Origin of the sequence: Lactonifactor longoviformis DSM 17459 (assembly GCF_900129135.1) — a bacterium.
GTDB lineage: Bacteria > Bacillota > Clostridia > Lachnospirales > Lachnospiraceae > Lactonifactor > Lactonifactor longoviformis.
In genome coordinates this window covers 66122-89684 of sequence record NZ_FQVI01000012.1, presented here as the reverse complement: position 1 = coordinate 89684, position 23563 = coordinate 66122, and the positions used below count along the sequence as shown (strand labels likewise).

Annotated in this window: 21 protein-coding genes; 20 read left to right on the top strand and 1 reads right to left on the bottom strand. The window is 49.3% G+C overall.

Annotated elements, in window-relative coordinates; all coding sequences use genetic code 11:
* Positions 1–63: 63 nt before the first annotated feature.
* The 5 genes from coaE (at position 64) to BUA56_RS12440 (ending at position 4329) form a co-directional block, all read left to right on the top strand.
* Positions 64–663, top strand: a complete 600-nt coding sequence (gene coaE / locus BUA56_RS12460; protein WP_072852197.1) for a dephospho-CoA kinase — start codon at positions 64–66, stop codon at positions 661–663.
* Positions 650–1447 carry an MBL fold metallo-hydrolase gene (locus tag BUA56_RS12455; protein ID WP_072852194.1) on the top strand — a complete coding sequence of 266 codons (798 nt, stop codon included), beginning with the start codon at positions 650–652 and terminating at the stop codon, positions 1445–1447. Before coaE ends, BUA56_RS12455 begins: the two co-directional genes overlap by 14 nt.
* Positions 1448–1475: 28 nt before the next feature.
* Positions 1476–1748, top strand: coding sequence for an ACT domain-containing protein (locus BUA56_RS12450; RefSeq protein WP_072852192.1), 273 nt, complete (start codon positions 1476–1478; stop codon positions 1746–1748).
* A gap of 38 nt (positions 1749–1786) precedes the next feature.
* Positions 1787–3151: a PFL family protein gene (locus tag BUA56_RS12445; RefSeq protein ID WP_072852190.1), complete on the top strand. Its 1365-nt coding sequence runs from the start codon at positions 1787–1789 to the stop codon at positions 3149–3151.
* 188 nt (positions 3152–3339) lie between these two features.
* The gene (locus tag BUA56_RS12440; protein ID WP_072852188.1) at positions 3340–4329 is read left to right on the top strand and encodes a 2-hydroxyacid dehydrogenase; all 990 of its coding nucleotides are present in this window, start codon (positions 3340–3342) and stop codon (positions 4327–4329) included.
* A 7-nt stretch (positions 4330–4336) separates the two neighbouring features.
* Here the strand turns inward: BUA56_RS12440 and BUA56_RS12435 are convergent, their stop codons facing one another.
* Positions 4337–5593, bottom strand: coding sequence for a nucleotidyltransferase (locus tag BUA56_RS12435; protein WP_072852186.1), 1257 nt, complete (start codon positions 5591–5593; stop codon positions 4337–4339).
* A gap of 308 nt (positions 5594–5901) precedes the next feature.
* On the opposite strand from BUA56_RS12435, the gene pta reads away from it, so the two are divergent.
* The 15 genes from pta to BUA56_RS12360 all read left to right on the top strand — a co-directional run bounded on the left by pta (position 5902) and on the right by BUA56_RS12360 (position 23551).
* On the top strand, positions 5902–6897 hold the full coding sequence (gene pta / locus BUA56_RS12430) for a phosphate acetyltransferase (RefSeq protein ID WP_072852184.1): 996 nt from the start codon (positions 5902–5904) through the stop codon (positions 6895–6897).
* Positions 6898–6928: 31 nt separating this feature from the next.
* Positions 6929–8122 carry an acetate kinase gene (locus tag BUA56_RS12425; protein ID WP_072852182.1) on the top strand — a complete coding sequence of 398 codons (1194 nt, stop codon included), beginning with the start codon at positions 6929–6931 and terminating at the stop codon, positions 8120–8122.
* 166 nt (positions 8123–8288) lie between these two features.
* Positions 8289–8816: a YceD family protein gene (locus BUA56_RS12420; protein ID WP_072852180.1), complete on the top strand. Its 528-nt coding sequence runs from the start codon at positions 8289–8291 to the stop codon at positions 8814–8816.
* Positions 8817–8819: 3 nt separating this feature from the next.
* Positions 8820–8999: a 50S ribosomal protein L32 gene (gene rpmF / locus BUA56_RS12415; protein WP_072852178.1), complete on the top strand. Its 180-nt coding sequence runs from the start codon at positions 8820–8822 to the stop codon at positions 8997–8999.
* Between the two features lie 212 nt (positions 9000–9211).
* Positions 9212–10489, top strand: coding sequence for an ABC transporter substrate-binding protein (locus tag BUA56_RS12410; protein ID WP_072852176.1), 1278 nt, complete (start codon positions 9212–9214; stop codon positions 10487–10489).
* Complete coding sequence (locus tag BUA56_RS12405) at positions 10486–13836, top strand: response regulator (protein ID WP_072852174.1); 3351 nt, start codon at positions 10486–10488, stop codon at positions 13834–13836. Before BUA56_RS12410 ends, BUA56_RS12405 begins: the two co-directional genes overlap by 4 nt.
* A 122-nt stretch (positions 13837–13958) precedes the next feature.
* Entirely contained in the window at positions 13959–14258 is a 300-nt protein-coding gene (locus tag BUA56_RS12400) for a hypothetical protein (protein WP_072852172.1), read from the top strand.
* 172 nt (positions 14259–14430) lie between these two features.
* Positions 14431–15189 (top strand): helix-turn-helix transcriptional regulator, encoded by a 759-nt coding sequence (locus BUA56_RS12395; protein WP_072852262.1) that lies wholly within the window; start codon positions 14431–14433, stop codon positions 15187–15189.
* Between the two features lie 212 nt (positions 15190–15401).
* The gene (locus BUA56_RS12390) at positions 15402–16118 is read left to right on the top strand and encodes an urea amidolyase associated protein UAAP1 (protein WP_072852170.1); all 717 of its coding nucleotides are present in this window, start codon (positions 15402–15404) and stop codon (positions 16116–16118) included.
* A 46-nt stretch (positions 16119–16164) separates the two neighbouring features.
* Positions 16165–16821, top strand: a complete 657-nt coding sequence (locus BUA56_RS12385) for an urea amidolyase associated protein UAAP2 (RefSeq protein ID WP_072852168.1) — start codon at positions 16165–16167, stop codon at positions 16819–16821.
* Positions 16822–16837: 16 nt separating this feature from the next.
* Positions 16838–20425 carry an urea carboxylase gene (gene uca, locus BUA56_RS12380; RefSeq protein ID WP_072852166.1) on the top strand — a complete coding sequence of 1196 codons (3588 nt, stop codon included), beginning with the start codon at positions 16838–16840 and terminating at the stop codon, positions 20423–20425.
* Complete coding sequence (locus BUA56_RS12375) at positions 20385–21809, top strand: allophanate hydrolase (protein ID WP_072852164.1); 1425 nt, start codon at positions 20385–20387, stop codon at positions 21807–21809. The genes uca and BUA56_RS12375 overlap by 41 nt, the downstream gene beginning before the upstream one ends.
* A gap of 24 nt (positions 21810–21833) precedes the next feature.
* Positions 21834–22160 carry a P-II family nitrogen regulator gene (locus tag BUA56_RS12370; RefSeq protein ID WP_072852163.1) on the top strand — a complete coding sequence of 109 codons (327 nt, stop codon included), beginning with the start codon at positions 21834–21836 and terminating at the stop codon, positions 22158–22160.
* A 14-nt stretch (positions 22161–22174) separates the two neighbouring features.
* Positions 22175–22519, top strand: coding sequence for a P-II family nitrogen regulator (locus tag BUA56_RS12365; RefSeq protein ID WP_072852161.1), 345 nt, complete (start codon positions 22175–22177; stop codon positions 22517–22519).
* A 27-nt stretch (positions 22520–22546) separates the two neighbouring features.
* Entirely contained in the window at positions 22547–23551 is a 1005-nt protein-coding gene (locus BUA56_RS12360) for an ABC transporter substrate-binding protein (RefSeq protein ID WP_072852159.1), read from the top strand.
* Positions 23552–23563 lie beyond the last annotated feature (12 nt).

Sequence of the window (23563 nt, the reverse complement as noted above, 5' to 3'; positions counted from 1 at the left end):
AAATGCTTTCGTGGGTGTCCGAAGCCGGGAAGGGCGGGGCACCCCGGCAGGAGGAGGAAGAGTATGAGAGTGATTGGAATCTCCGGAGGTGTGGGCTCCGGAAAAAGTTCCGTGCTGAACTATATAGAAGAGAATTATGATGCCCGTGTGGTGCAGGCAGATGAAGTGGGATATCTGCTGATGCTTCCCGGCGGTGACTGCTATCAGGAGGTAATAGAGCTGTTCGGTGAGTGGATTGTGATGGAAGACGGCACTCTGGACAGAATGAAGATTGCAGAGATTGTATTTCAGAAAAGAGAGATGCTGGACCGGCTGGACGGTATTATCCACCCGGCGGTGAAGGAATACATAAAAAAGGAAGTGGCCAGGGCAGGAAAGGAAGATGTTCCTTACTTCTTTATAGAGGCCGCTCTTTTGATAGAGGAAAAATACGATGAAATCTACGATGAGCTCTGGGTGGTATACTGTGAGCCCCAGGTGCGCAGGGAGCGCCTCCGGAATGACCGGGGGTATACGGATCAGAGAATCGATGAGATTCTGTCCAATCAGCTCAGCGATGATGAATATGAAGCTGCCGCAGACTTTGTACTTTACAACAGCGAGGATGTGGAGCATACCCATTTACAAATCGACCGAAGGATGAGAAAATATGAAACTATGTAGTATAGCCAGCGGCAGCAGCGGGAACTGTATCTGTGTAGGCAGTGACAAAACTACCCTGCTGGTAGATGTAGGCATCAGCAAGAAAAAAGTAGAGGAAGGGCTCAATACCATTGATATGACGGGGCGGGATGTGAACGGGATTCTGATTACCCATGAGCACTCGGACCATATCAAAGGACTTGGAGTATTTGTACGGAAGTACGAGGTGCCTGTGTACGCTACGCCGGGAACCATTGAAGAGATCAAAAGATGCAGTTCCCTGGGAAAACTGCCGGAAGGCATTTTCCGTCCCATTGAGGCGGATGAGAATTTTGAGATAGAGGATTTGAAGGTAGAGCCGTTTACTATTTCACATGACGCAGCCCAGCCTGTGGGATATAGGATCCGCCATCAGGACAAGTCAGTGGGGATTGCCACTGACCTGGGAAAATACACGGATTATATTGTGGAAAAGCTGGCCGGATCGGATGTGCTGCTTTTGGAGGCAAATCATGATGTGAACATGCTTCAGGTGGGGCCGTATCCCTACTATCTGAAACGGAGGATACTGGGAGAGCGGGGCCATCTGTCCAACGAGCTGGCCGGGCGGCTTCTGTGTGAACTGCTCCACGACAACCTGAAGTCTGTGATGCTGGGGCATCTGAGCAAAGAAAACAACTACGAGAAACTGGCCTATGAAACCGTATGTGCGGAGGTGACCATGGGAGATAATCCCTACCACTCCAAAGATTTTCCCATACAGGTGGCGCACAGAGAACAGGCATCAGAAATGATCTGCTTTTAAGCTTTCATACATAGGAGGATGTGAGAAAATGAAAAAAACCATTATTACTGTTGTAGGAAAAGATACTGTTGGAATTATTGCAAAAGTATGTACGTACCTTGCGGAGAATCAGGTAAATATCCTGGATATCTCCCAGACGATTCTGGATGGATTTTTTAATATGATGATGATTACAGACGCGACCAAATCTCCCAAAGAAATCGGGGAGATGGGAAAAGAGCTGGAAAAGGTGGGAGAAGAGATTGGTGTTATGATTCGCTGCCAGCATGAGGATATTTTTAACAAAATGCACCGGATCTGAGACGGAAGATACAGGATGAACAAAGGAAGGATAAGTACATGATTAATATATTTGAAGTACATGAAACCAACAAGATGATCGAACAGGAGAATCTGGATGTACGTACCATAACCCTTGGAATCAGCCTTTTGGACTGTATTGACTCCAGTCTGGAGGAGGTAAACCGGAAGGTGTATGAGAAGATCTCCCGTCTGGCCAGAAATCTGGTAAGCACAGGGGATGAGATTGAAAAAGAATACGGGATTCCCATTGTAAATAAAAGAATTTCTATTACTCCGATCTCCCTTGTGGGAGCTGCCGCCTGCAAAACACCGGAGGATTTTGTGACCCTTGCTCGTACGCTGGATCAAGTGGCAAAAGAGGTGGGAGTGAATTTCATCGGGGGATACTCTGCGCTGGTGTCCAAAGGGATGACCCCTGCGGACGAGATGCTCATCCGGTCAATTCCCAAGGCTCTTTCTGTGACAGAGCGGGTGTGCAGTTCCGTGAACCTGGGATCCACCAAGACAGGAATCAATATGGATGCGGTAAAGCTTATGGGTGAGATTATCCTGGAAACTGCAGAGTATACCAAAGAGCAGGATTCCTTAGGATGTGCCAAGCTGGTGGTGTTCTGCAATGCGCCGGACGACAATCCCTTTATGGCAGGGGCATTCCACGGCGTCACAGAGGCAGATGCCATCATCAATGTGGGGGTCAGCGGACCAGGTGTTGTGAAGACCGCACTGGAAGCTGTCCGGGGGAAAGACTTTGAGGTTCTGTGTGAGACAATTAAGAAAACAGCCTTTAAAGTTACGAGAGTTGGACAGCTGGTAGCTCAGGAAGCATCCAGAAAGATGGGGATACCCTTTGGTATCATTGATCTGTCCCTGGCACCGACTCCGGCGATCGGTGACAGCGTGGCGGAAATTCTCCAGGAAATCGGCCTGGAATATGCCGGGGCACCGGGAACCACAGCCGCCCTGGCCCTTCTCAATGACCAGGTGAAAAAAGGCGGGGTAATGGCATCCTCCTATGTAGGGGGCTTAAGCGGGGCATTTATCCCTGTAAGTGAGGATCAGGGCATGATCGATGCAGTGCTGGCCAATGCCCTCACTCTGGAAAAATTGGAAGCCATGACCTGCGTCTGCTCCGTAGGACTGGATATGATTGCCGTTCCGGGAGATACCAAGGCGTCCACCATATCCGGAATCATTGCTGATGAGTGCGCTATCGGTATGGTAAACCAGAAGACCACCGCGGTAAGGCTGATCCCCGTGATAGGGAAAACCGTGGGAGATACCGTGGAATTCGGCGGACTTTTGGGATATGCGCCGGTTATGCCGGTGAATCCGTACTCCTGTGAGGCATTTGTCAACAGGGGAGGAAGAATTCCTGCGCCGATTCACAGCTTTAAAAATTAATGAAAGGGGACAGGGCTGTCTGAGTTTGGGACACCCCTTGCCTATTTTGGGACGTGTACTTTCTAGAAAGTACACGTCCCAAATTTCGTTAAAAGTTTAACTTGACAAAAATGGTTAGAATGATCTAACCTATAACTGGAAAGACTAAACTATAAAGTATGTCAGCAAGGACACGAGGAGGAATTCATATGAAAATATTATTTTTTGATACCAAAACTTACGACAAAGAATCGTTTAATAAACAATTGGAGCATTACCCGGAGATTGAGATTGAGTACCTGAAGGCGGATCTGGCCCCCAGAACGGCGCCTCTGGCTAAGGGATATGACGCGGTCTGCGGGTTTGTAAGCTCTGATGTGGGCTCTGAGACTATGGATGCGCTCCGGGAAGCCGGAATTAAGCTTATTTTGATGCGCTGTGCCGGATACAACAATGTGGATCTGGAAAAGGCTGAGGAGTATGGCATCAAGGTGATGCGTGTGCCGGGATATTCCCCGGAGGCGGTGGCAGAGCATGCCATGGCCCTGGCTCTTACGGCTAACCGCAGGATTCACAAGGCTTATGTTAAGGTAAGGGAAAATGACTTTAGTTTAAGCGGCCTGATGGGATTTAATTTCTATGAGAAGACGGCAGGGATTGTGGGAACTGGTAAGATTGGGGCGGCTATGGCAAAGATTTGCCGTGGATTCGGTATGAAGGTAATTGCCTATGATGTACACCGGAATCCGGAGCTGGATTTTGCGGAGTATGTGAGCCTGGATGAACTGCTGTCAAGAAGTGACCTTATCTCACTTCACTGCCCATTGATGGACAGCACCTATCACCTAATCAACAGGGACACCATTGCCAAGATGAAGGACGGGGTAATCCTGGTCAATACCTCCAGAGGAGGGCTGGTGAAGACAGCGGACCTCATCGAGGGCATCCGCGCCCGGAAGTTCTTTGGAGTAGGCCTGGATGTGTACGAGGAGGAGACCAACAATGTGTTTGAAGACCGCTCCGATGAAATCCTGGAACATTCCACTACTGCCAGACTGTTATCCTTCCCCAATGTGATGATTACCTCACACCAGGGATTCTTCACCCAGGAGGCACTGGCGGCAATCTCAGGAACAACCCTGGACAATGCTGTGGCTTTCCAAAAGGGAATCCAAAACGGCAACGAAGTGTCGGCCTAAACCGGGATCAGGAGATAAGGATCCCCCGGGTAAGCTCATGGCAGAATGGCCTGCGATATTTGGCGGCCAGAATACTTTCATATAGGTTAGAGGCAAAAATCTCTTTTTCAAATACCCGATACGCTGTATCTGAGAGAATGTCTTTTGCCGCAGCAGGGCGGGAAATCACCGGAATCCCCCCTGCTTTTTTTATGGCTGACAAAAGGCAGGAGGCCTCTTTTCGAAATCCCAGGATGCGGGCATAGGGAGCCCGGGGAGGAATATCACCTGCCGTGATCTCCAGAAGGATATGGAGCAGGGCCCTGCTGATGCGGGTATACGTCATATCCCTGGTTTTCAGAATCTCCGTAAAATAGGAAACACTGTCGCACTGGTTGATCTGACGGAGGATCCGTTGTCCCAGATCCGGAGACACATCGCAGTAGCGAAGAAGCTGCCGTCCGGCATCCTCCCGGGGGCAGGCGGATGTTTCCAGAAGAAGCTTATACCGGAGCAGAAGTGAAAAGTCATCCTCATTTACAGGGCCGTGTACCCCCAGGGCATCGGCAAAAATCCGGTAAGCAGCTGAAGGCATCTGCCCCTCCAGCAAAGAGAGCCCCTTCCCGGTATCCATGGCCTTTCGGATGGCGCTGGCAGAACTCATGGTCTCCTGAAGGGCCTCATCGTGATATCCGTTTCCTCTGCGCTGTATGGTGCAGGGGCTAATAGAAGAATTCAGCGCCTTTAAAGCCCGGCAGTATTCAATCCCCAGGATGTTATTCGGGGCAGTGATGAAATCCCTGATCCAGCCGGAATCCTCTCCCTGTTCGGCGAGGTATGCCTCCAGACCTGCCTGGCGGGCGGCGGGAAAGGACTTCCCTTCTCTTAAGGCGGATTTTAAACACTCAGAGTAAGTGGCCGGATTCTCCTGAAGGATGGACGCCGCAGTGTTAAACGGACGGAGGTCTCCGGCCTCGCTTCCAAAGCAAAGGGCGTCTACCACCCCCAGACTGTCCAGAAGGGAAACCGCTCCTCTCGAAAAGTACTCAGCGCTTCCGGAAGCGTAGCAGACGGGAAGCTCCAGAACCAGATCCGCCCCGCAGTCCAGTGCCATACGGGTGCGGGTATATTTGTCGAATATTGCAGGTACGCCCCGCTGTACATAATCGCCGCTCATTACTACAAGCACATAGTCGGCCCCGGTCAGAGCTTTGGCCTGGTTCATATGATAGGCATGTCCGTTGTGAAATGGATTATATTCTGTAATCAGAGCTACTGTTTTCATAGGCGTGCAGGCTCCCCTCTAAAATTATGGTATCTTTTATTTGACTGCATTATACGCAGAACCGGAATAAAAATCAAGAGAAAGTAAGAAGTCTGCCGCCTTTGGGGTGTATAAATTTGGAAAACCCAGGAAATAATCCATGTATTGAATTAAATACAATTTTGTGGAGGATTAAGGGGGCTGAAAGCCTTGTGCCTGCAAATAAAAGGTTGTATAATTGTGATAAGTGAGGCTTTCCAGGGAATTGGTAGCTTCCGATATCAGGAAGAAACGGTGAAAACCAGCAGAAGAAAGGAGTCAAAAAAATCATGGGATTTATTGACGTAATTAAAGAAAGAGCAAAATCAAATAAGAAAACAATTGTACTTCCGGAGACCGAAGACCGCAGAACATATGAGGCAGCCGCACAGATTTTAAAAGAAGGAATTGCCAATGTAGTTCTTGTAGGAAGTGAAGAAGAAGTAAAAAAAGGAAGCGAAGGACTGGATATCAGCGGGGCTGTTATCGTTGACCCGGCAGCTTCCGATAAAACAGCCGGTTACATAGACAAGCTGGTAGAATTAAGACAGAAAAAAGGAATGACACCAGAGCAGGCTAAGGAAATCCTGTTAAATCAGTATTTATACTACGGTGTTATGATGGTAAAAATGGGCGACGCTGACGGAATGGTATCCGGCGCCTGCCACTCAACAGCAGATACTTTAAGACCTTGTCTCCAGATCCTGAAGACAAAACCCGGAACCAAATTAGTGTCCGCATTCTTCTTAATGGCAGTACCAGACTGCGAATATGGTGCAAATGGTACTTTCGTATTTGCAGATTCCGGTCTGAACCAGAATCCCAATCCGGAAGAACTGGCAGCTATCGCAGCATCTTCCGCAGAATCCTTCCAGCTATTAGTTCAGGAAGAACCAGTGGTTGCTATGTTATCCCACTCCACCATGGGCAGTGCAAAGCATGCTGACGTAGATAAAGTAGTGGAAGCTACCAAGATTGCAAAAGAACAGAATCCGGAACTGAAGTTAGACGGCGAATTCCAGCTGGATGCTGCCATTGTTCCAAGCGTGGGACAGTCAAAAGCTCCCAACAGCCCGGTAGCCGGAAAAGCTAACGTGCTGATTTTCCCGGATCTGGATGCAGGAAACATAGGATACAAATTAGTACAGAGACTTGCAAAAGCAGAAGCTTACGGACCTGTGACACAGGGGATCGCAAAACCGGTAAACGACTTATCCAGAGGATGCTCTGCTGAGGATATCGTTGGTGTTGTTGCCATTACTGCTGTACAGTGCCAGGCCGAGTAAGGAATAATAAATCTACGGAGGAAATTAGAAAATGAATGTATTAGTAATCAACTGCGGAAGCTCTTCCCTGAAATTCCAGTTAATCAATTCCGATACAGAGGCAGTGCTTGCCAAAGGCCTCTGCGAAAGAATCGGTATCGACGGCCGCCTGGTGTACCAGCCGGCAGACGGTGAAAAAGAAGTGACAGAAGCTGCCATGCCTACACACAAACAAGCCATTCAGATGGTTCTGGACGCGCTGATGAATGAGAAGACAGGTGTAATCAAGAGCCTGACAGAGGTAGATGCTGTAGGCCACCGTATCGTACACGGCGGCGAGAAGTTTGCTTCCTCCGTTGTTATCGACGGCGAGGTTTTAAAAGCAGTGGAAGAGTGCAACGATCTGGCTCCTCTTCACAACCCTGCAAACTTAATCGGTATCCGCGCATGCCAGGAACTTATGCCGAACACGCCAATGGTAGGTGTATTTGACACAGCCTTCCATCAGACAATGCCTGAGAAAGCATACCTGTACGGACTTCCCCGCAAATATTATGAGCAGTACGGGGTGAGAAGATATGGATTCCACGGAACTTCCCACAGCTTTGTATCCAAGAGAGCAGCAGAGTTCCTGGGCAAAAAGGCAGAAGATCTGAAGATTATCGTATGCCATTTAGGCAACGGCGCTTCTGTATCCGCAGTAGACCACGGCAAATGCGTAGACACTTCCATGGGGCTTACTCCTCTGGAAGGATTGATTATGGGTACACGTTCCGGTGATCTGGATCCGGCGATCCTTGAGTTTATCAGCAAAAAAGAAAATCTGACACTGTCAGAGGTCATGAATGTATTAAATAAAGAATCCGGTATGTTAGGCTTATCCGGCGGAATCTCCAGCGACTGCCGCGACATCCAGGAAGCTGCAGATGCAGGCAATAAAGCTGCCATCAGCACCCTGGAAGCTTACTGCTACCGCGTTAAAAAATACATCGGTGCATATGCTGCAGCCATGAACGGGGTGGATGTCATTGCTTTCACAGCAGGACTGGGAGAGAACGCAGCAGCCATCCGCGAAGGTGTATGCGAAGGTCTGGAATATCTGGGTGTGGAATTCGACAAAGAGGCAAACAACTGCAGAGGCGTTGAGAGAGTTCTCACCAAAGAATCCTCCAAGGTTACAGTAGTGTCCATTCCTACCAACGAAGAACTTGCAATTTGCAGGGAGACTGTTGGGCTGGTAAAATAAGAATCCGTATGTTTTGATAAAAAAGACAAGGGAGAATGCACAATACCAGTGTATCTCCCTTTTGCCGCTTCTACATCCAAAACCGGAATTGTTCTATTCTGGAAAAAATAGTTGACAAATGGCCATGCCCCAGGTATAATCAATAAGGTGTGATTAGGAGACTGTTATGCTAATTAATTTATCAGATATTTTATCCAAAGAGGGAGAAACACAACGTGTGGAAGCCATGGTGGACATGGAAAACTTCACCTCCAGGCTGGGAACGTTCCCTGTACAAAAGAAAACACCGGTACATTTTACCATTAAAAACAAAGGAAAAAAAGTACTGCAGATTAATGGAGAAGGAAGTCTGACTCTGTTGATTCCCTGTGGGCGCTGTCTTTCGGACGTGCCTGTAGAGTTTGTGTTTGATTTTGAACGGGAAGTAGATATGAAGCAGTCAGAAGAAGAACGGATAAAAGATTTGGATGAAAGCAACTATATCACAGGCGGAAACCTGGATGTAGAGCAGTTAGTTTATAATGAGATTTTAATCAATTGGCCCTTACGGGTACTGTGCAAAGATGACTGCAAAGGAATCTGTAGCCATTGTGGAAAGAATTTGAATCAGGGTCCCTGTGACTGCAGGGTCGAGAACCTGGATCCCAGAATGGCGGTAATCAGTGATATATTCAGCAAGTTTAAGGAGGTGTAAACAATGTCCATCTGTCCAAAGAATAAAACTTCTAAAGCTAGAAGAGATAAAAGAAGAGCAAACTGGAAAATGAGCGCTCCGAATTTAGTTAAATGCAGCAAATGCGGAGAATTAATGATGCCTCACAGAGTATGCAAGGCATGCGGCTCTTACAACAAAAAAGAAATCATTTCCATGGATTAATTCTGGGAATGCAAAAGAAGACCGGGAAAAGGCTAATTGCTTTTTCCCGGTCTTCTTTTGCATGGGAAAGCGTCATACCCGGCTGGAAATAATGGATTACTATAGTTAAGTATGTTATACTTTACTGTATAATGAGTGCCGTACACCTGATGGAAGGGAATATTGTTCAGGAAGGGAGTCCGGCATGTCTGAAATAAGAAGAGAGGCTGCAGATGAAAAGGAAAAAGATTGCGGGTATGTGTTCGGTGCTGCTCATGTTCTCCCTGGTGCTTCCGGGATGTGGAAGCAAAAACCAGGTGGTAAACTATGGGGATGCAAAAGAAGAGGCTGCATCCATTACATTTTTCGGGAATAAGTATGAACCGGAGAATGTTACGGTTATTGAAGAGATTATATCGGATTTTATGAGTGAAAATCCTGAAATAAGGGTTTCCTATGAAAGTCTGAAGGGGACAGAATATTATGAGGCCCTGGAGAAAAGGATGTCTGCCGGAAAGGGAGACGATGTTTTTATGGTAAATCATGATGCTGTGCTGAGACTGGGGGCAGAGGGACAGCTGGCGGATCTCTCGGAGCTTACCGCTATCTCTGAGTATACGGACCGGATGCTCAGTCAGATGGACCGTGAAGGAAAGATTTTCTGGGTCCCCACCACGGTGTCGGCCTTCGGTCTTTACTGTAATCTGGATCTGCTGGAGAAGCATAAGCAAAAGATCCCGGAAAATCTTTCTCAGTGGGAAGAGGTCTGCGGGTATTTTAAGGGGCAGGGAATCACGCCTATTATCGCCAACAATGATATCTCCTTAAAAACACTGGCAATTGGCGCCGGATTTTATCCTGTGTATCAGGAGGGGCGCCAGCAAGAGGTGTTTTCCCGGCTGAACCGGGGAGAAGACAGCTTAAGCCAGTATCTGACTGAGGGGTTTTCACTGGCGGATCGCTTTATCCGCAAGGGGTATATTGACGGAGAGAGGGCAGTGCATACAAAAAAGACCTCGGATGATCTGGAAGAGTTTGTGAAGGGAGAGGCTCCGTTTATGCTCACAGGGGCATGGGCTGCCGGACGGACCAGGGATATGGAACCGGGATTTGAATTTCAGGTAGTTCCCATTCCGGTACTGGAGAACGGTGCGCTTATGGTAATCAATGCGGATACACGTCTGAGTGTAAATGCGCACAGCAAAAATGAAGCTGCGGCCAAAAAGTTTGTGGAGTATTTTACGCAGAGAGAGAATATTCAAAAATTTGCGGATCAGCAATCCTCCTTCAGTCCTTTAAAGGAGGGAAGCCCGTCCTCCAGGGAAGAAATTCAGCCTCTGATTGCCTGTTACCAGTCAGGCAGGACGGTGATTGGCGCAGACGGAATGCTGAATCTTCCTATCTGGGATCTGACAGCCCAGGCATCGGAGAAGCTGCTTGCAGGGGAGGCATTGGATTCGGTTTTGGACTGGATGGATCAAAGAGCGGAGGAAGAAAGGAGCGTGCCATGACCAGGGAAGAAAGCAGAAGCTCAAAGAGGAAAATTGCTCTGGCAGCTGTCCTCATGGGAGCTGTTCTTATGCTCTTTACTTTTTCTTTTATACAGTATGTCAAAAAGCAGCTCTGGGAACAATCGGTCAATGCTATCATGGAGAGCACCAGTCAGGGATGCAATGGGCTGCAAATGCAGCTCCAGCACGACTTTGCGGCTATGGAAGCCGCCGCTGAAAAACTCAGTGAATTTTCCGGGGATCAGATGGAGCAGGCGGCCGGGATGATGGAACAGTATAGCCGCATAGAAAGCAATGTCAGTCTGTATCTGAGAGATGGAAGCAGCTATCCGGAGGGGCTGCAGAAGGACAGCCGGGCAGAGGCGGAGCTGTGGGAGGGGGAGAGGCAGGAAGGAATTCTGAATCCCCATATCAGCAGTGCAACCGGAATGAATGTATTTGATTTGTACGTAAAAGTAATTATGGCTGACGGTACAGAGGGCTGTCTTGTGAAAGAGTATGAGGTAGTCAGCATCGCGGACAGCTTCAGCTTGTCCTTCTACAAGGATGCCGGATTCTCCTATATTATCAATACCAAGGGGGATGTTCTTATCCGCTCTCCTCATCCGAACAGTAATAAAACGGTTAAAAATCTGTTTGATATGCTGCCGGAATCACAGAATCAGCCGGATAGCCTGGAGGCATTTGCCGCCTCCCTCCAGGAGTTCCGTACGGGCTGGGCAGTATTCCGCTACCAGGGAGAAGATACGGTTTTCTGCTATACACCTCTGAAGCTGGAGTCAGACTGGTATCTGATTTCCATTATTCCGGAAAAAGTGGTAAGTGAACAGAGCAGGGATATTCTAAGGCGCTCGATGGTCCTTATCGCCAGCATAATTCTGGGAATCATTCTTCTGGTATTATTTTACCTCCAGTCTGCAGCTAAGGCGAAAAGAAAGCTGGATCACCAGGCGGAGTATATTGTGCATCTGTACAATGTTATTCCTGAGGGGATTGCACTGATTACTGCGGATCCGCCGTATCGTTTTCATCAGATCAACGAAGAAGGCCTGCGCCTGCTGGGATACCAGGAGAGTTCTCAAAGGGATGTGCCAGAGGAGGCTTCGCTCAGACATATGATTCATCCGGAGGACTATGGGGAGGCCGCACAGCTTTTTCAGGAAATCTCCGAGGACGGCCGGAAGCATGTATTTACAGCCAGATTAAAACGCGCAGGGGACATCTATTTTTGGGCCGGATGCATTGTGGAAAAGACACAGGACGAAAATGGTGAACCTGTCCTGATTGCGGCTTTTCATGATATCACGGAGGAAAAAGCGGCAGAAGAGGCAAAAGAAAAAGAACAGCTCCAGGAGCGTATTACGCTGGTAGGAGCACTTGCCAATGCTTACCCGGTTATTATCCAGGTGAATCTCACCAATGAAAAGCTCAGTTTTATCTATGTACAGCCCGGTCTGATGCTGGATCTTGGCAGACAAAAAGTGTACAGTGAGCTCTATGAAGATATGGCAGCTACCGTTCATCCGGATTATGTGACTAAGTTCCGGCTTCATTTTGCCCCTGAAAATCTATATGCTACTCTCGGGCACAGGAAAAATGAAGTTTTCATAGAGGCAAAGCAAATACTTGCAGACGGCCGGTATCACTGGATCTCTACGCAGATTATTTATGTGGATAATCCCTATTCCGGGGATGAGCTGGCAATCCTCATATCCAGACGAAGCGATGAACAGCGTTACGAGGAGGAGCAGAGGCGTCAGGCCCTTCAGAGCGCTTTGGACAATGCAAATGCCGCAAACAGGGGGAAAAGCCAGTTTTTGTCTAATATGAGCCATGATATCCGAACTCCCATCAACGCCATAGCAGGCATGACTTCCATTGCCGCTGCCCATCTGGACGATACCAGGCGGGTGGAGGAATGTCTGAAGAAAATTGCGCTTTCCAGCAGGCATCTTCTCGGACTGATCAACGACGTCCTGGATATGTCAAAAATTGAGAGCGGAAAACTGACACTCCGGGAGGAGTCATTTAATTTTGCCGAATTAGTGACAGAGACCGCAGAATTAATACGGCCGCAGGCCTATGGGAAGCAGCTGCAGACTGATGTCTGCCTGACTGCGCTGAAAAATGAGAATGTAACAGGGGACCCCCTGCGTCTTCAGCAGGTGTGCCTGAATATTCTGAGCAATGCGGTTAAGTATACGCCCTCAGGGGGAAGGATAAGCATTGAGGTCAGTCAGGAGGATAGTGCAGGGTTTGGCTATCAATGTTATGTTTTCCGCTGTGCGGACACAGGAATCGGCATGGAGGAAGAGTTTTTAAAGGTGATTTTTCAGCCGTTTGAGCGTGCCAAGGATTCTACCAGCAGTAAGATTGCGGGGACCGGACTGGGTATGGCAATCACGAAGAATCTTGTAGATCTGATGAATGGGGAGATCCAGGTTGAAAGCAGGCCGGGCATAGGATCTGTGTTTACCGTAAGGATTCCTCTGAAGGTGCAGGATGCTCCTGAAGAGAAAGTCCCTGCCCATTGGATGGGAATACGCACCCTGATTGTAGATGGGGATATCTGTTCCCGGGAGAGCACTGCCCGGCTTCTGGCGGATATGGGACTTCCGGCAGAGGCTGTGGGGGAAGGAGAGGAGGCAGTCTCCTTTATTATGGAAGCCCGGGACTCCGGGAACCCATGCGGCCTGGTATTTATTAACTGTTCTTCCGGAGACGGCCAGGGTGCAGAAGCTGTCCGGCTTATCCGAAAAAAATGTGGTCCTAAGGGGCCTGCGCTGGTACTCGCTGCAGGAGAATGGGCAGAGATACAATATGAGGGAAAAGAGACGGATGCCGCAGCATTTTTATCTCTGCCCTTTTATCGGTCTAAGGTTTACCATCTCCTGAAAGAACTGGACAGCGGCAAAAGACTGCCTGAGCAGCAAGAAGAGAGAGTCCCGGATTATTCCGGGAAGCGCCTTCTGCTGGCGGAGGATAACGAACTCAACAGGGAGATTGCTGTGGAGCTTATTGGCAGTACAGGCGTGCAGATAGAAGAAGCCTGCGACGGAGAGGAAGCGGTGAAAAAGGTGGAGGCCTCAGAAGAAGGCTATTATGACATGATAATCATGGATATAAAGATGCCTAATATGGACGGCTATGAGGCTACTAGAGTGATTCGAAACATGAACCGCAGGGATGTGAGAACCATTCCCATTGTGGCCATGACAGCCAATGCATTTGAGGAGGATGTGCGGATGGCTCTTCATATGGGGATGAATGCCCATGTCTCCAAGCCCATTGACACAGAGGTGCTGAATCAGCTGCTGGATCAATATTTATCGGATTCCGGGGCTTAGGCATGTGTTTGTATCTCAGCCGATGTGTGGATATTTTTTCCTCTTGCAGTATAGGGGGAGATTCCGTATAATAAAACTGAGAAAAGAACAAATGTTCGAAAACGGGAAGGAGATGACTTGCAATGTCCAAGAATTTTAATATGGATGCTATGACCCTCCACCAGGTCAGGAATCCCAAAGCTCATATGTACCGCTCTGTCTGTGTGATTGCTACCTTTAACAAGCTGGGAAGGATGGAGCCGGTAGCACTCCGGTTCGAGACAGAGGAAGAGAAATTTGATGTCCGCATTGACCGTGTGCTTTCCTGCCAGTCTGAGTGGACGGATACCATTGTGTTTCAGTGCCTGGTGACAGTGGGGGACAGGCAGCAGCAGGTGAAGCTGCTCTATGAGATCAGCGAACACATCTGGCGTTTGCTGTAGGACTGCGGTCAGCGGGATAACACTTGCAATCTTATGGTTAATGTGATAAGATAATCCCGATTTGAATATCAAAGTGCACAAGGGAGTGCAGCTTCGGCTGTGCTCCCTTATTATGTTTCAGGCATCCGCCGGGAATGCACTGCAAATATATAGCGGAAAGAGGGATGGATATATGTCTGTATTAAAGGAAACGGAATGGAACACCATCAGTCGGGTTTTGATGGAACTCTACGAGATTAAGGATCTTCCCAGGCTGACAGAGAAGGTACTGAGGATCTTCCGGATGCTGATTCCCTATTCCCAGGGATATTTTCTGATCTATGACAGTGAAGGAGAGATAAATACCTCGGATTCTTCCTTCCTGGAGATGGCGCCCAAGGCTTTTGAGGTATATGTGAACCAATATTATGAAAAAGATTATCTAAAATATGTATTTGAGCTGGCAGACGCGACGGTGACCTACCGGGACACCGATATTATGGATGAAACTATGCGGAAGAAAACAGAGTTCTACCGGGAATTTCTCAGTCCAAACAATATCCCATATGGTCTGGGAATTGTTCTCAGGCGGGAGGGCAGACTTCTGGGAATTGCAAACCTGTTCCGCAGCAGGGAACTGGGGGATTTTTCAGATAAGGATTTGTACATACTGGAGATTATGAAAGATCATCTGGCCAATCATGTGCATTATCTGGGGGAGGCTTCGGGTTCCGGTTCAGGGAAAAGCCTGGAACGGGCTGCAGGAGTATATGGATTTTCCCGGAGAGAAAAAGAGGTGGTTCGGTGTATTGTAAAAGGCTGTTCAAATGCGGCAATCAGTGAAAAGCTGTCCATCAGCGAATCCACGGTAAAAAAGCATGTGTATAATGTATTCCTGAAAACGGAAGTGAATACAAGAACACAGCTTCTGGCTGCCCTGGATAAAATGTAAGAAAAAAGAATAGAACTTTTATAGAACTTTCGGTAAGAAAGTTCTAATTTTTTTCTGCAAAATCCTTACTTTGTAGAATTGCACAGGAAAAATGAAAGTGATACAATACATGACATCCAAAGAAAAATAGAAAACAGATGATGTGAGACGAATGCAAGGGTGCATATGGTACCCCTGCATTTTTTATTTTGTGGAAAAAGGAGGAAAGCAGAATGAAAAAAATTTGGAGCAAACAATTAAAACCTGGTGAAAAGTGGTCGGGAAATATAGGCAGGGGAAAATATATCCGTTTTAAAGCTCTTGGGGAAGATGCCAACGTATCCCTGCTGCTGTATAACATGTATGATACCTCGGAGAGATATAACATGCCGGATACCCTGAAGGCACAGTATACCTCCCGTCTGACCAGGGGCAACGTGCTGATGAGCGACAATGGGAGAGTGCTGGCCGGCATTGTGGAGGATAGTCTGGGATGGCACGATACCATAACTGGATATACTACAAGAGCTATGACAGACGAGAAGTATGGAAAAACCACGTACCAGGAAAAACAGAACGAATGGCTTCGCTGCGGGGAGGAGAATTTCAGGATTGAGCTGGTAAGAAACAACATGAGTGCCAGAGATCTGGTTCCATGCGTTAACCTGTTTTCCAAGGTTTATGTGGAGGAGGACGGAAGCATGCATTATGAGAAGGGTCACTGCACCGAAGGGGCATCGGTAACTCTGAGGACAGAGATGGATGTAATACTGATAGTATCCAATACCCCCAATCCTCTGAATCCTTCCGGGGAATATCCCGCGGTGCCGGTAATTATGGAAGTTTACCGGGCCCCGCAGACGGAACTTACAGATAAATGTGTTACTCACAGGCCAGAGAACTTTAGAGCGTATGAAAATACCTGGGATTATCTGAATCTGCTGCACTGACAGAGGAAAAGATGATGGAGAACCAAAAGACAGGAGGAAAAGAGCAATGTATGGTTTTATCAGAAAAGAAAGCAGTTTAAAGACAGAGGATGCAGTATGGGATGAAACTCTGGAGGCCGGAAAAGGATGGATGCATGAACTGCTTCCGGGGCAGTACTTCCGAATTCAGGATTTGGAAGGGAACCAGGCTGTGGATACCACCTTTTATGATATGACAAATCCGGAGGACCACTACGGAGCAATTGCCACTATTGTGGCACAGAAAAATATTTATCTGACCACAGGAAGCATTCTGAGGACGGAGTCAGGAAAACCCCTTCTGGAGATTACCGGAGACCTTACCGGAAGGCATGACACTCTGGGGGGCGCCTGTTCCGCCCAAAGCAACACGGTCAGATATGCCAGGGAAAAGATAGATATGCACAATTGCAGGGACAGCTTTATGCTCCAGCTTTCCGAAGATACTAACGGCATCAGAAAGCGGGATTTGGCCCCCAATATTAACTTTTTTATGAATGTGCCGGTAACAAGAGAAGGGGGACTGAAGTTTGACGACGGAGTGTCGGCCCCGGGGAAATATGTGGAGATGAAGGCTCTGGAACACACTATGGTGCTGATCAGCAACTGCCCTCAGCTCAATAATCCCTGCAATGCCTACCATCCAACCCCCGTAAGGCTGCTGATCTGGGACGCCGGACAATAGGAAGGAGTGAATCATCATGTTTCAGAAGATATTAATAGCAAACCGCGGGGCAATTGCAGTCCGCATTGAGAGAACCCTGAAAAAGATGGGCATTGCCAGCGTGGCAGTTTACGCAGCCGCAGACCGGGACAGCCTTCATACAAAGAACGCAGATGAGACGGTTTTCCTGGGTGATGGTTCACCGAAAGAAACTTATCTGGATACGGAGAAGATTCTGGAGGCTGCCCTGCGGACCGGCGCAGAAGCCATCCATCCGGGGTATGGATTCCTCAGTGAAAATACGGAATTCGCCAGACAGTGCCGGGCAAAGGGTATTACATTTATCGGTCCTGCACCGGAGCAGATCGAGCGATTCGGACTAAAGCATTCTGCCAGAGAGCTGGCTGAGACGGCACAGGTGCCTCTCCTTCCGGGCACAGGACTGCTGCGCGGAATACGGGAAGCAGTGAGAGCGGCAGAGAGGATCGGTTATCCTGTAATCCTGAAAAGTACTGCGGGAGGCGGAGGAATCGGCATGCGGATTCTGTATTCCCGGGAGGAATTGGAGATGGCATATGAAAGTGTCCGTCACCTGGCAGGGGCAAACTTCAAAAATGACGGTGTATTTCTGGAAAAATATATCCCCCGTTCCAGGCACGTAGAGGTACAGATCTTCGGCAACGAGTATGGGGAAGCAGCGGCACTGGGAGAGCGTGACTGTTCGGTACAGAGGAGAAACCAAAAGGTGGTGGAGGAAAGCCCCGCGCCGAACCTCAGCGGCGAAGTCCGCCGGCAGATGCACGAGGCTGCCCGGCGCCTGGCTAAAAGTGTCGGCTACCGGAGTGCCGGAACGGTAGAATTTCTGTATGAGGAGGAGACAGAATCCTTTTATTTCCTGGAGGTGAACACAAGGCTGCAGGTAGAGCATGGCATCACAGAGGAAGTGTATGGGATCGATCTGGTAGAGTGGATGGTAAAGGAGGCGGCAGGGGAACTTCGGGATTTGAACACCCTGACAGGCTGCAGTGAGGGACATTCCATAGAAGTACGGGTGTACGCAGAGGACTGTCTGAATGACTTCAGACCTGGTACAGGAAAGATTGATGAAGTTTCTTTTGCCCCTGAAGCCAGGGTTGAAACCTGGATTCAGAAGGGAGCGGAGATTACTGCCCTCTACGATCCCATGCTGGCTAAGCTCATCGTACACGGAAAAGACAGGGCAGATGCAGTGGAAAAAATGCAGAAAGTTTTGGGAGAATCCAGGATCTATGGTGTGACAACCAATCTGCAGTACCTGGAGGCCCTTCTGCAGACAGAGGATTACAGAAACGGACTTCTCTCCACAGGGATGCTGAAGCGCTTTTCTCCCCAGGAGGCAGCTCTGGAGGTCCTGGACGGGGGTGTACAGACCACTGTCCAGGATTATCCGGGAAGAACCGGTTACTGGTTTGTGGGAGTCCCCCCCTGCGGTCCCATGGACGATTATAGTTTCCGGATAGGAAACAGCCTTCTGGGAAACCCGGAGGATGCCCCGGGACTGGAGATGACTCTGCGCGGCGGCAGGTTCCGTTTCCGGACCAGTGTAAGTTTCTGCATTACAGGGGCAGATATGCGCGCGACTCTGGACGGGGAGACTGTGGGCATGTACCAGGTAATCCATGCAGCCCCCCTCCAGGTGCTGAGATTTAAGGAATGCAAAAAGGGGATGCGCACCTATCTGCTGGTGGCGGGAGGGCTGGATATGCCCAAAGTTATGGACAGCAGTGCAACCTTTATTGACGGAAAATTCGGAGGGCATAACGGCAGGGTTTTAAGGGCTGGGGATGTTCTGAGACTGCAGAAACACTGCCTGATTGACTCTATAGAGTCATTTCCTGAGAAATCCAGGCCGAGACTCACCAACCGCTGGGTACTCGGGGTGATTCCAGGTCCGCAGCCTACCGGAGAATATCTGAGGGAAGAATATCTGCATACCCTGGTGAATTCAGAGTATGAGGTGAATTTTAACAGTGCCAGAACGGGGATCCGGCTGAACGGCCCTGTCCCTGAGTGGGTCAGGGAGGACGGAGGAGAAGCAGGGCTTCATCCGTCGAACATCCATGACAATGCTTATGCGGTGGGAACTTTGGATTTGACAGGAGATCAGTCCATCCTGCTGGGTCCGGACGGCCCCAGTCTGGGAGGCTTTGTATGCCCGGTTACCACCGCCAGGGGAGAAAGGTGGAAGCTGGGGCAGCTGCATCCGGGAGACAAAGTACATTTTCGCCTGATGAGTCTGAAACAGGCGGAAGACATCCGGAGGGTTCAGGAGGAAAATCTGAAGCAGGATTACAAAGGACTTCCTGTGCCGGAGCATGAGAATCTCAATCCTTCTTACGCGGTTCTGGCGGAAACAGAGGCAGACCAAGTCAGAATGGTGGTCAGACTGGACGGAGAAGAAAATATTCTTGTGGAATACGGTGAGATGGAGCTGAAGATAGAACTTCGCTTCCGGGTACATATTCTAATGCAGGAACTTCAGAAGGCAAAGCTTCCCATCATAGACCTTACGCCGGGCATCCGCTCTCTGCAGGTACACTTTGATGCAGATAAAATCAGTGCAGAGGAGATGGCTGAAGCTGTGGTGGGCGCCAATACCCGGCTTCCTGAATTGTGGGACATCACGGTTCCCTCCAGGATTGTCCATCTGCCTCTGTCCTGGGATGATCCCCAGACACAGCTTGCTGCACAAAGGTATCAGCAGACGGTGCGGCCGAATGCTCCCTGGTGTCCCAGCAACCCGGAATTTATCAGGCGGGTGAACGGGCTTGATAGCCTGGAGGAAGTAAAGCGTATTGTATTTGGTGCCAATTATATGGTGCTGGGACTGGGAGATGTGTATCTGGGGGCTCCTGTCGCCACACCGGTTGATCCCCGGCACCGTCTGGTTACCACCAAGTATAACCCGGCCCGGCCCTGGACGCCTGAAAATGCGGTTGGGATCGGAGGAGCCTACCTGTGTGTCTATGGGATGGAGGGCCCGGGAGGTTATCAGTTTGTGGGCAGGACCATCCAGATGTGGAATTCTCTTTGCGAGACCGAACAGTTTAAACCAGGAAAACCGTGGCTTCTGGACTTCTTTGACCAGATAAAATTCTATCCGGTAAGTGCGGAAGAAATATTGAAAGACAGGGAGGATTTCCTGAGAGGGAAATTCCCCATAAAAATAGAAGAAACCACCTTTCATCTGGGAGAATATCAAAAGTTTCTGGAGGAGAACAGGGAGTCCATTTCCCGGTTTAAAACCAGGCAGGAAGCCGCATTTGAGGAAGAACGGCAGATGTGGAAGAGGGAAGGACTGGATGAATTCGACTCTCAGATGCAGGACGCCCCGGCAATTGCCGAGGAAGAGATACCCGGGGGCTGCGAGGCTGCCAGGACCAGCATTCCGGGCAGCGTCTGGAAGGTATTGGTAGAGGAAGGACAGGAAGTAAAAGAAGGGGAAACCCTGATTGTTCTGGAGAGTATGAAAATGGAGTTCCCTGTGGAGGCAGAGCATGCCGGACTCATTGAGCGGATTTACCTGACCCCCGGGGAGCAGGTGAATGCGGGCCAGATGGCAGCCTGTATACGGATCAGACAGTGACAGGCGGGGAAGAAAGGAGATTGACATGAAAAGGTTTCCCAACAGACTTACCTTTGCATGGCTGAGGGACAGCTATGCAGCAGGAGAACTCACCCCCTGTGAACTGGCAGAGGAAATCGCGCGAAGGGCGGAACAATATGCATCCTACCATATATGGATTGATAAGCCCTCCCGGGAGAAAATGAAGGCATACACAGACCGCCTTCCCAAAGAAAGAAATTCACTCCCCCTGTGGGGAATCCCTTTTGCGGTAAAGGACAACATTGACCTGGCGGGTGTGCCCACGACTGCCGCCTGCCCGGAATACGCCTATATACCAAAAGAGAATGCTGCGGTAGTACAAAAGCTCATAGATGCCGGAGCGTTTCCGGTGGGAAAGACTAATCTGGATCAGTTTGCCACAGGGCTGGTGGGAACCAGGAGTCCCTATGGGGAGGTGAAAAATGCCCTCAACCCAAAGCTTATCAGCGGAGGTTCCAGCTCCGGCTCAGCGGTGGCGGCGGCTCTTGGCATGGCGGCCTTTTCCCTGGGGACAGATACGGCAGGATCCGGAAGAGTCCCGGCAGCCTTAAATGGGCTTGTGGGATATAAACCCCCTCTGGGGGCCTGGTCCGTTAGAGGGGTAGTCCCGGCCTGCGCCAGCCTGGACTGTGTGACCGTATTTGCCAACAATTTGGAGGATGCGGCTGAGATAAACCGTCTGGCCAGGGGCTATGACGAAGACTGCTGCTGGTCCCGGGAGTACCCGGAGCCAAAAGCAAAGCTTCCCCAAAGGATATGCATTCCCAAAGACGAACCCACCTTTTTCGGAGATTATGCCCGGATATACCGGGAAAAATGGGAAGAGGGGACCGCAAGGCTGAAAGGGCTCGGGCCGGAAATACAGTATATGGACTATGGCATCTTTGCAGAAGCAGCAAAGCTTTTATACGAGGGTCCCTGGGTGGCAGAACGGTGGTGTGATCTGGGAATTTTTGCAGAGCAGCATCCGGGAGTTATGCTTCCTGTGACAGAGGAGATTCTGAGAAACGGGGACAGGGTAGAATATACCGCTGCGAAGACTTTTGGGGCGATACACCGCCTGCAGGAACTCAGACGAGAGGCAAAAAAAGTATTGAAGGATGCCGTTTTGGCGCTTCCCACTGCGGGAGGAACCTTTACCCGCAGGCAGGTGAGAGATAATCCTGTAATGACAAACAGTCAGATGGGGCTGTATACCAACCACTGCAACCTGCTGGAACTGTGCGGGGCAGCGATCCCTCAGAAGAAAAACGATGAGGAACTGCCCTTTGGAATTACGTTTTTCGGTACAGCAGACGCAGAAAGCCTGGTTCTGGGGCTGGCGGATGCCTTTCTGAAAGCAGAGCCGGGGAGCCAGTTATAGAAAAATATAAAGGAGGCGGATGCCATGAAGATGATAAAAGCAATTGTGAGACCGGAAAAAGCGGAAGATGTTCTGGATGCACTGATGGAACAGGGATTTGCGGCCACTACCAAGATAAGTGTTCTGGGCAGAGGAAAACAAAAGGGACTCAAAGTGGGCGATACTTACTATGACGAGATACCCAAGGAAATGCTGATGCTGGTGGTGAAGGATTCGGATGAGGAGTGCGTGGTCAGGATTATATCAGATGCTGCGAAGACAGAAAAAAACGGAACCTACGGGGACGGAAAAATATTCGTCAGCGGTGTGGAACGGGCAGTTACTATCAGCAGCGGGAAAGATGAACTGTAGGAAGGAGAGCTGCTATGAAAGAAGTATTGATTATACTGCGGCCGAAAATGTATTTTAAGACAAAAGAAGCCCTGGATGGGGCTGGGTTTCATTCCCTGAATGTCCATGAAGTCATCGGACGGGGAAAGGAACCGGTTCAGTATGTACTGGACCAGGAGAACGGTGAGATCCGCCACCGTCTGGCCGCGAAAAAAATGGTGGATATGTTTGTAAGGGATGAGGACGTGCAGCATTTGATCGATACGGTAGTTGAGGTCAACAAAACCAACCATGCCGGGGACGGGAAGATATTTGTCCTGCCGGTTGACAATGCCATGCGTATCCGTACCGGGGAACAGGGATTAGAGGCGATTATGTAAAGGAATAAGAGAGAGGATGCGAGGATTATGAAAAAATTAGCAGGAATATTACTGACGGCTGTTCTTACAGCCGGAATGCTTGCCGGATGCGGACAGGAAGCCGCAGGCAGCACAAAGGAGACTGCCGGGACAGATAAGGAAGAACCTTTTGTACTGGGGATCAGTCCTATGACCGGCTGGTATGGCTGGTACGGCGTGAAGGGCACAGGGATTTTTGAAAAAAACGGGGCAGATGTAAAACTTGAATTCTTCCCTGTGTACAGTGATTCTCTGACAGCGTTCTACTCAGGACAGGTGGATGGAATCTGTATTGCCGGTTCAGACGCCATTGCACCCCTGAACGAGGGCGTGGACTTTAAAATCGTGTTGGTCAATGACAATTCTTACGGTGCCGACGGCCTGGTAGTCCGGGACGGAATTACATCTGTACAAGACCTGAAAGGAAAAACGGTGGCAACCGAGGTGGGAACACTGGAGCATATGTTTCTGCTGAAGATCCTGGAAGACAATAATATGACCATTGACGATGTGAATTTTACGAATATGACAATCAATGATGCAGGGCCTGCCTTTATAGCGGGAAGCGTGGATGCAGCTGTACTCTGGGAACCAACGCTCTCCACCGCTATAGAGGCAGGAGGCAGTCTTTTATATAGTACGAAGGAAGAGCCGGGCCTCATTCCCGACACACTGGCTGTACGGCAGGAGGTTCTGGACAGAGACCCAGAGCAAATACAAAAGATTGTAGATTCCTGGTTTGAGGGCGTGGAGAAGCTCAATGAGAGGGATGACGCATTTATCGATGCTGTCTGCCAGGGGGCAGAACTTAAGAAGGAGGACTATATTGCCATGCTGGACGGCGTTACGCTGTTTGACAGGCAGAAAAACCAGGAAACCTTTACACCAGGCAGCGATTACACCCATCTGAACTATACGCTGCAGAAATCGGCAGAGTTTCTCCTGGATACAAAGATGATTGATAAAATGCCAAAGGATACTGCTTCTATTCTGGATGACACATGGATTCAATAGGGGGGAGGACCC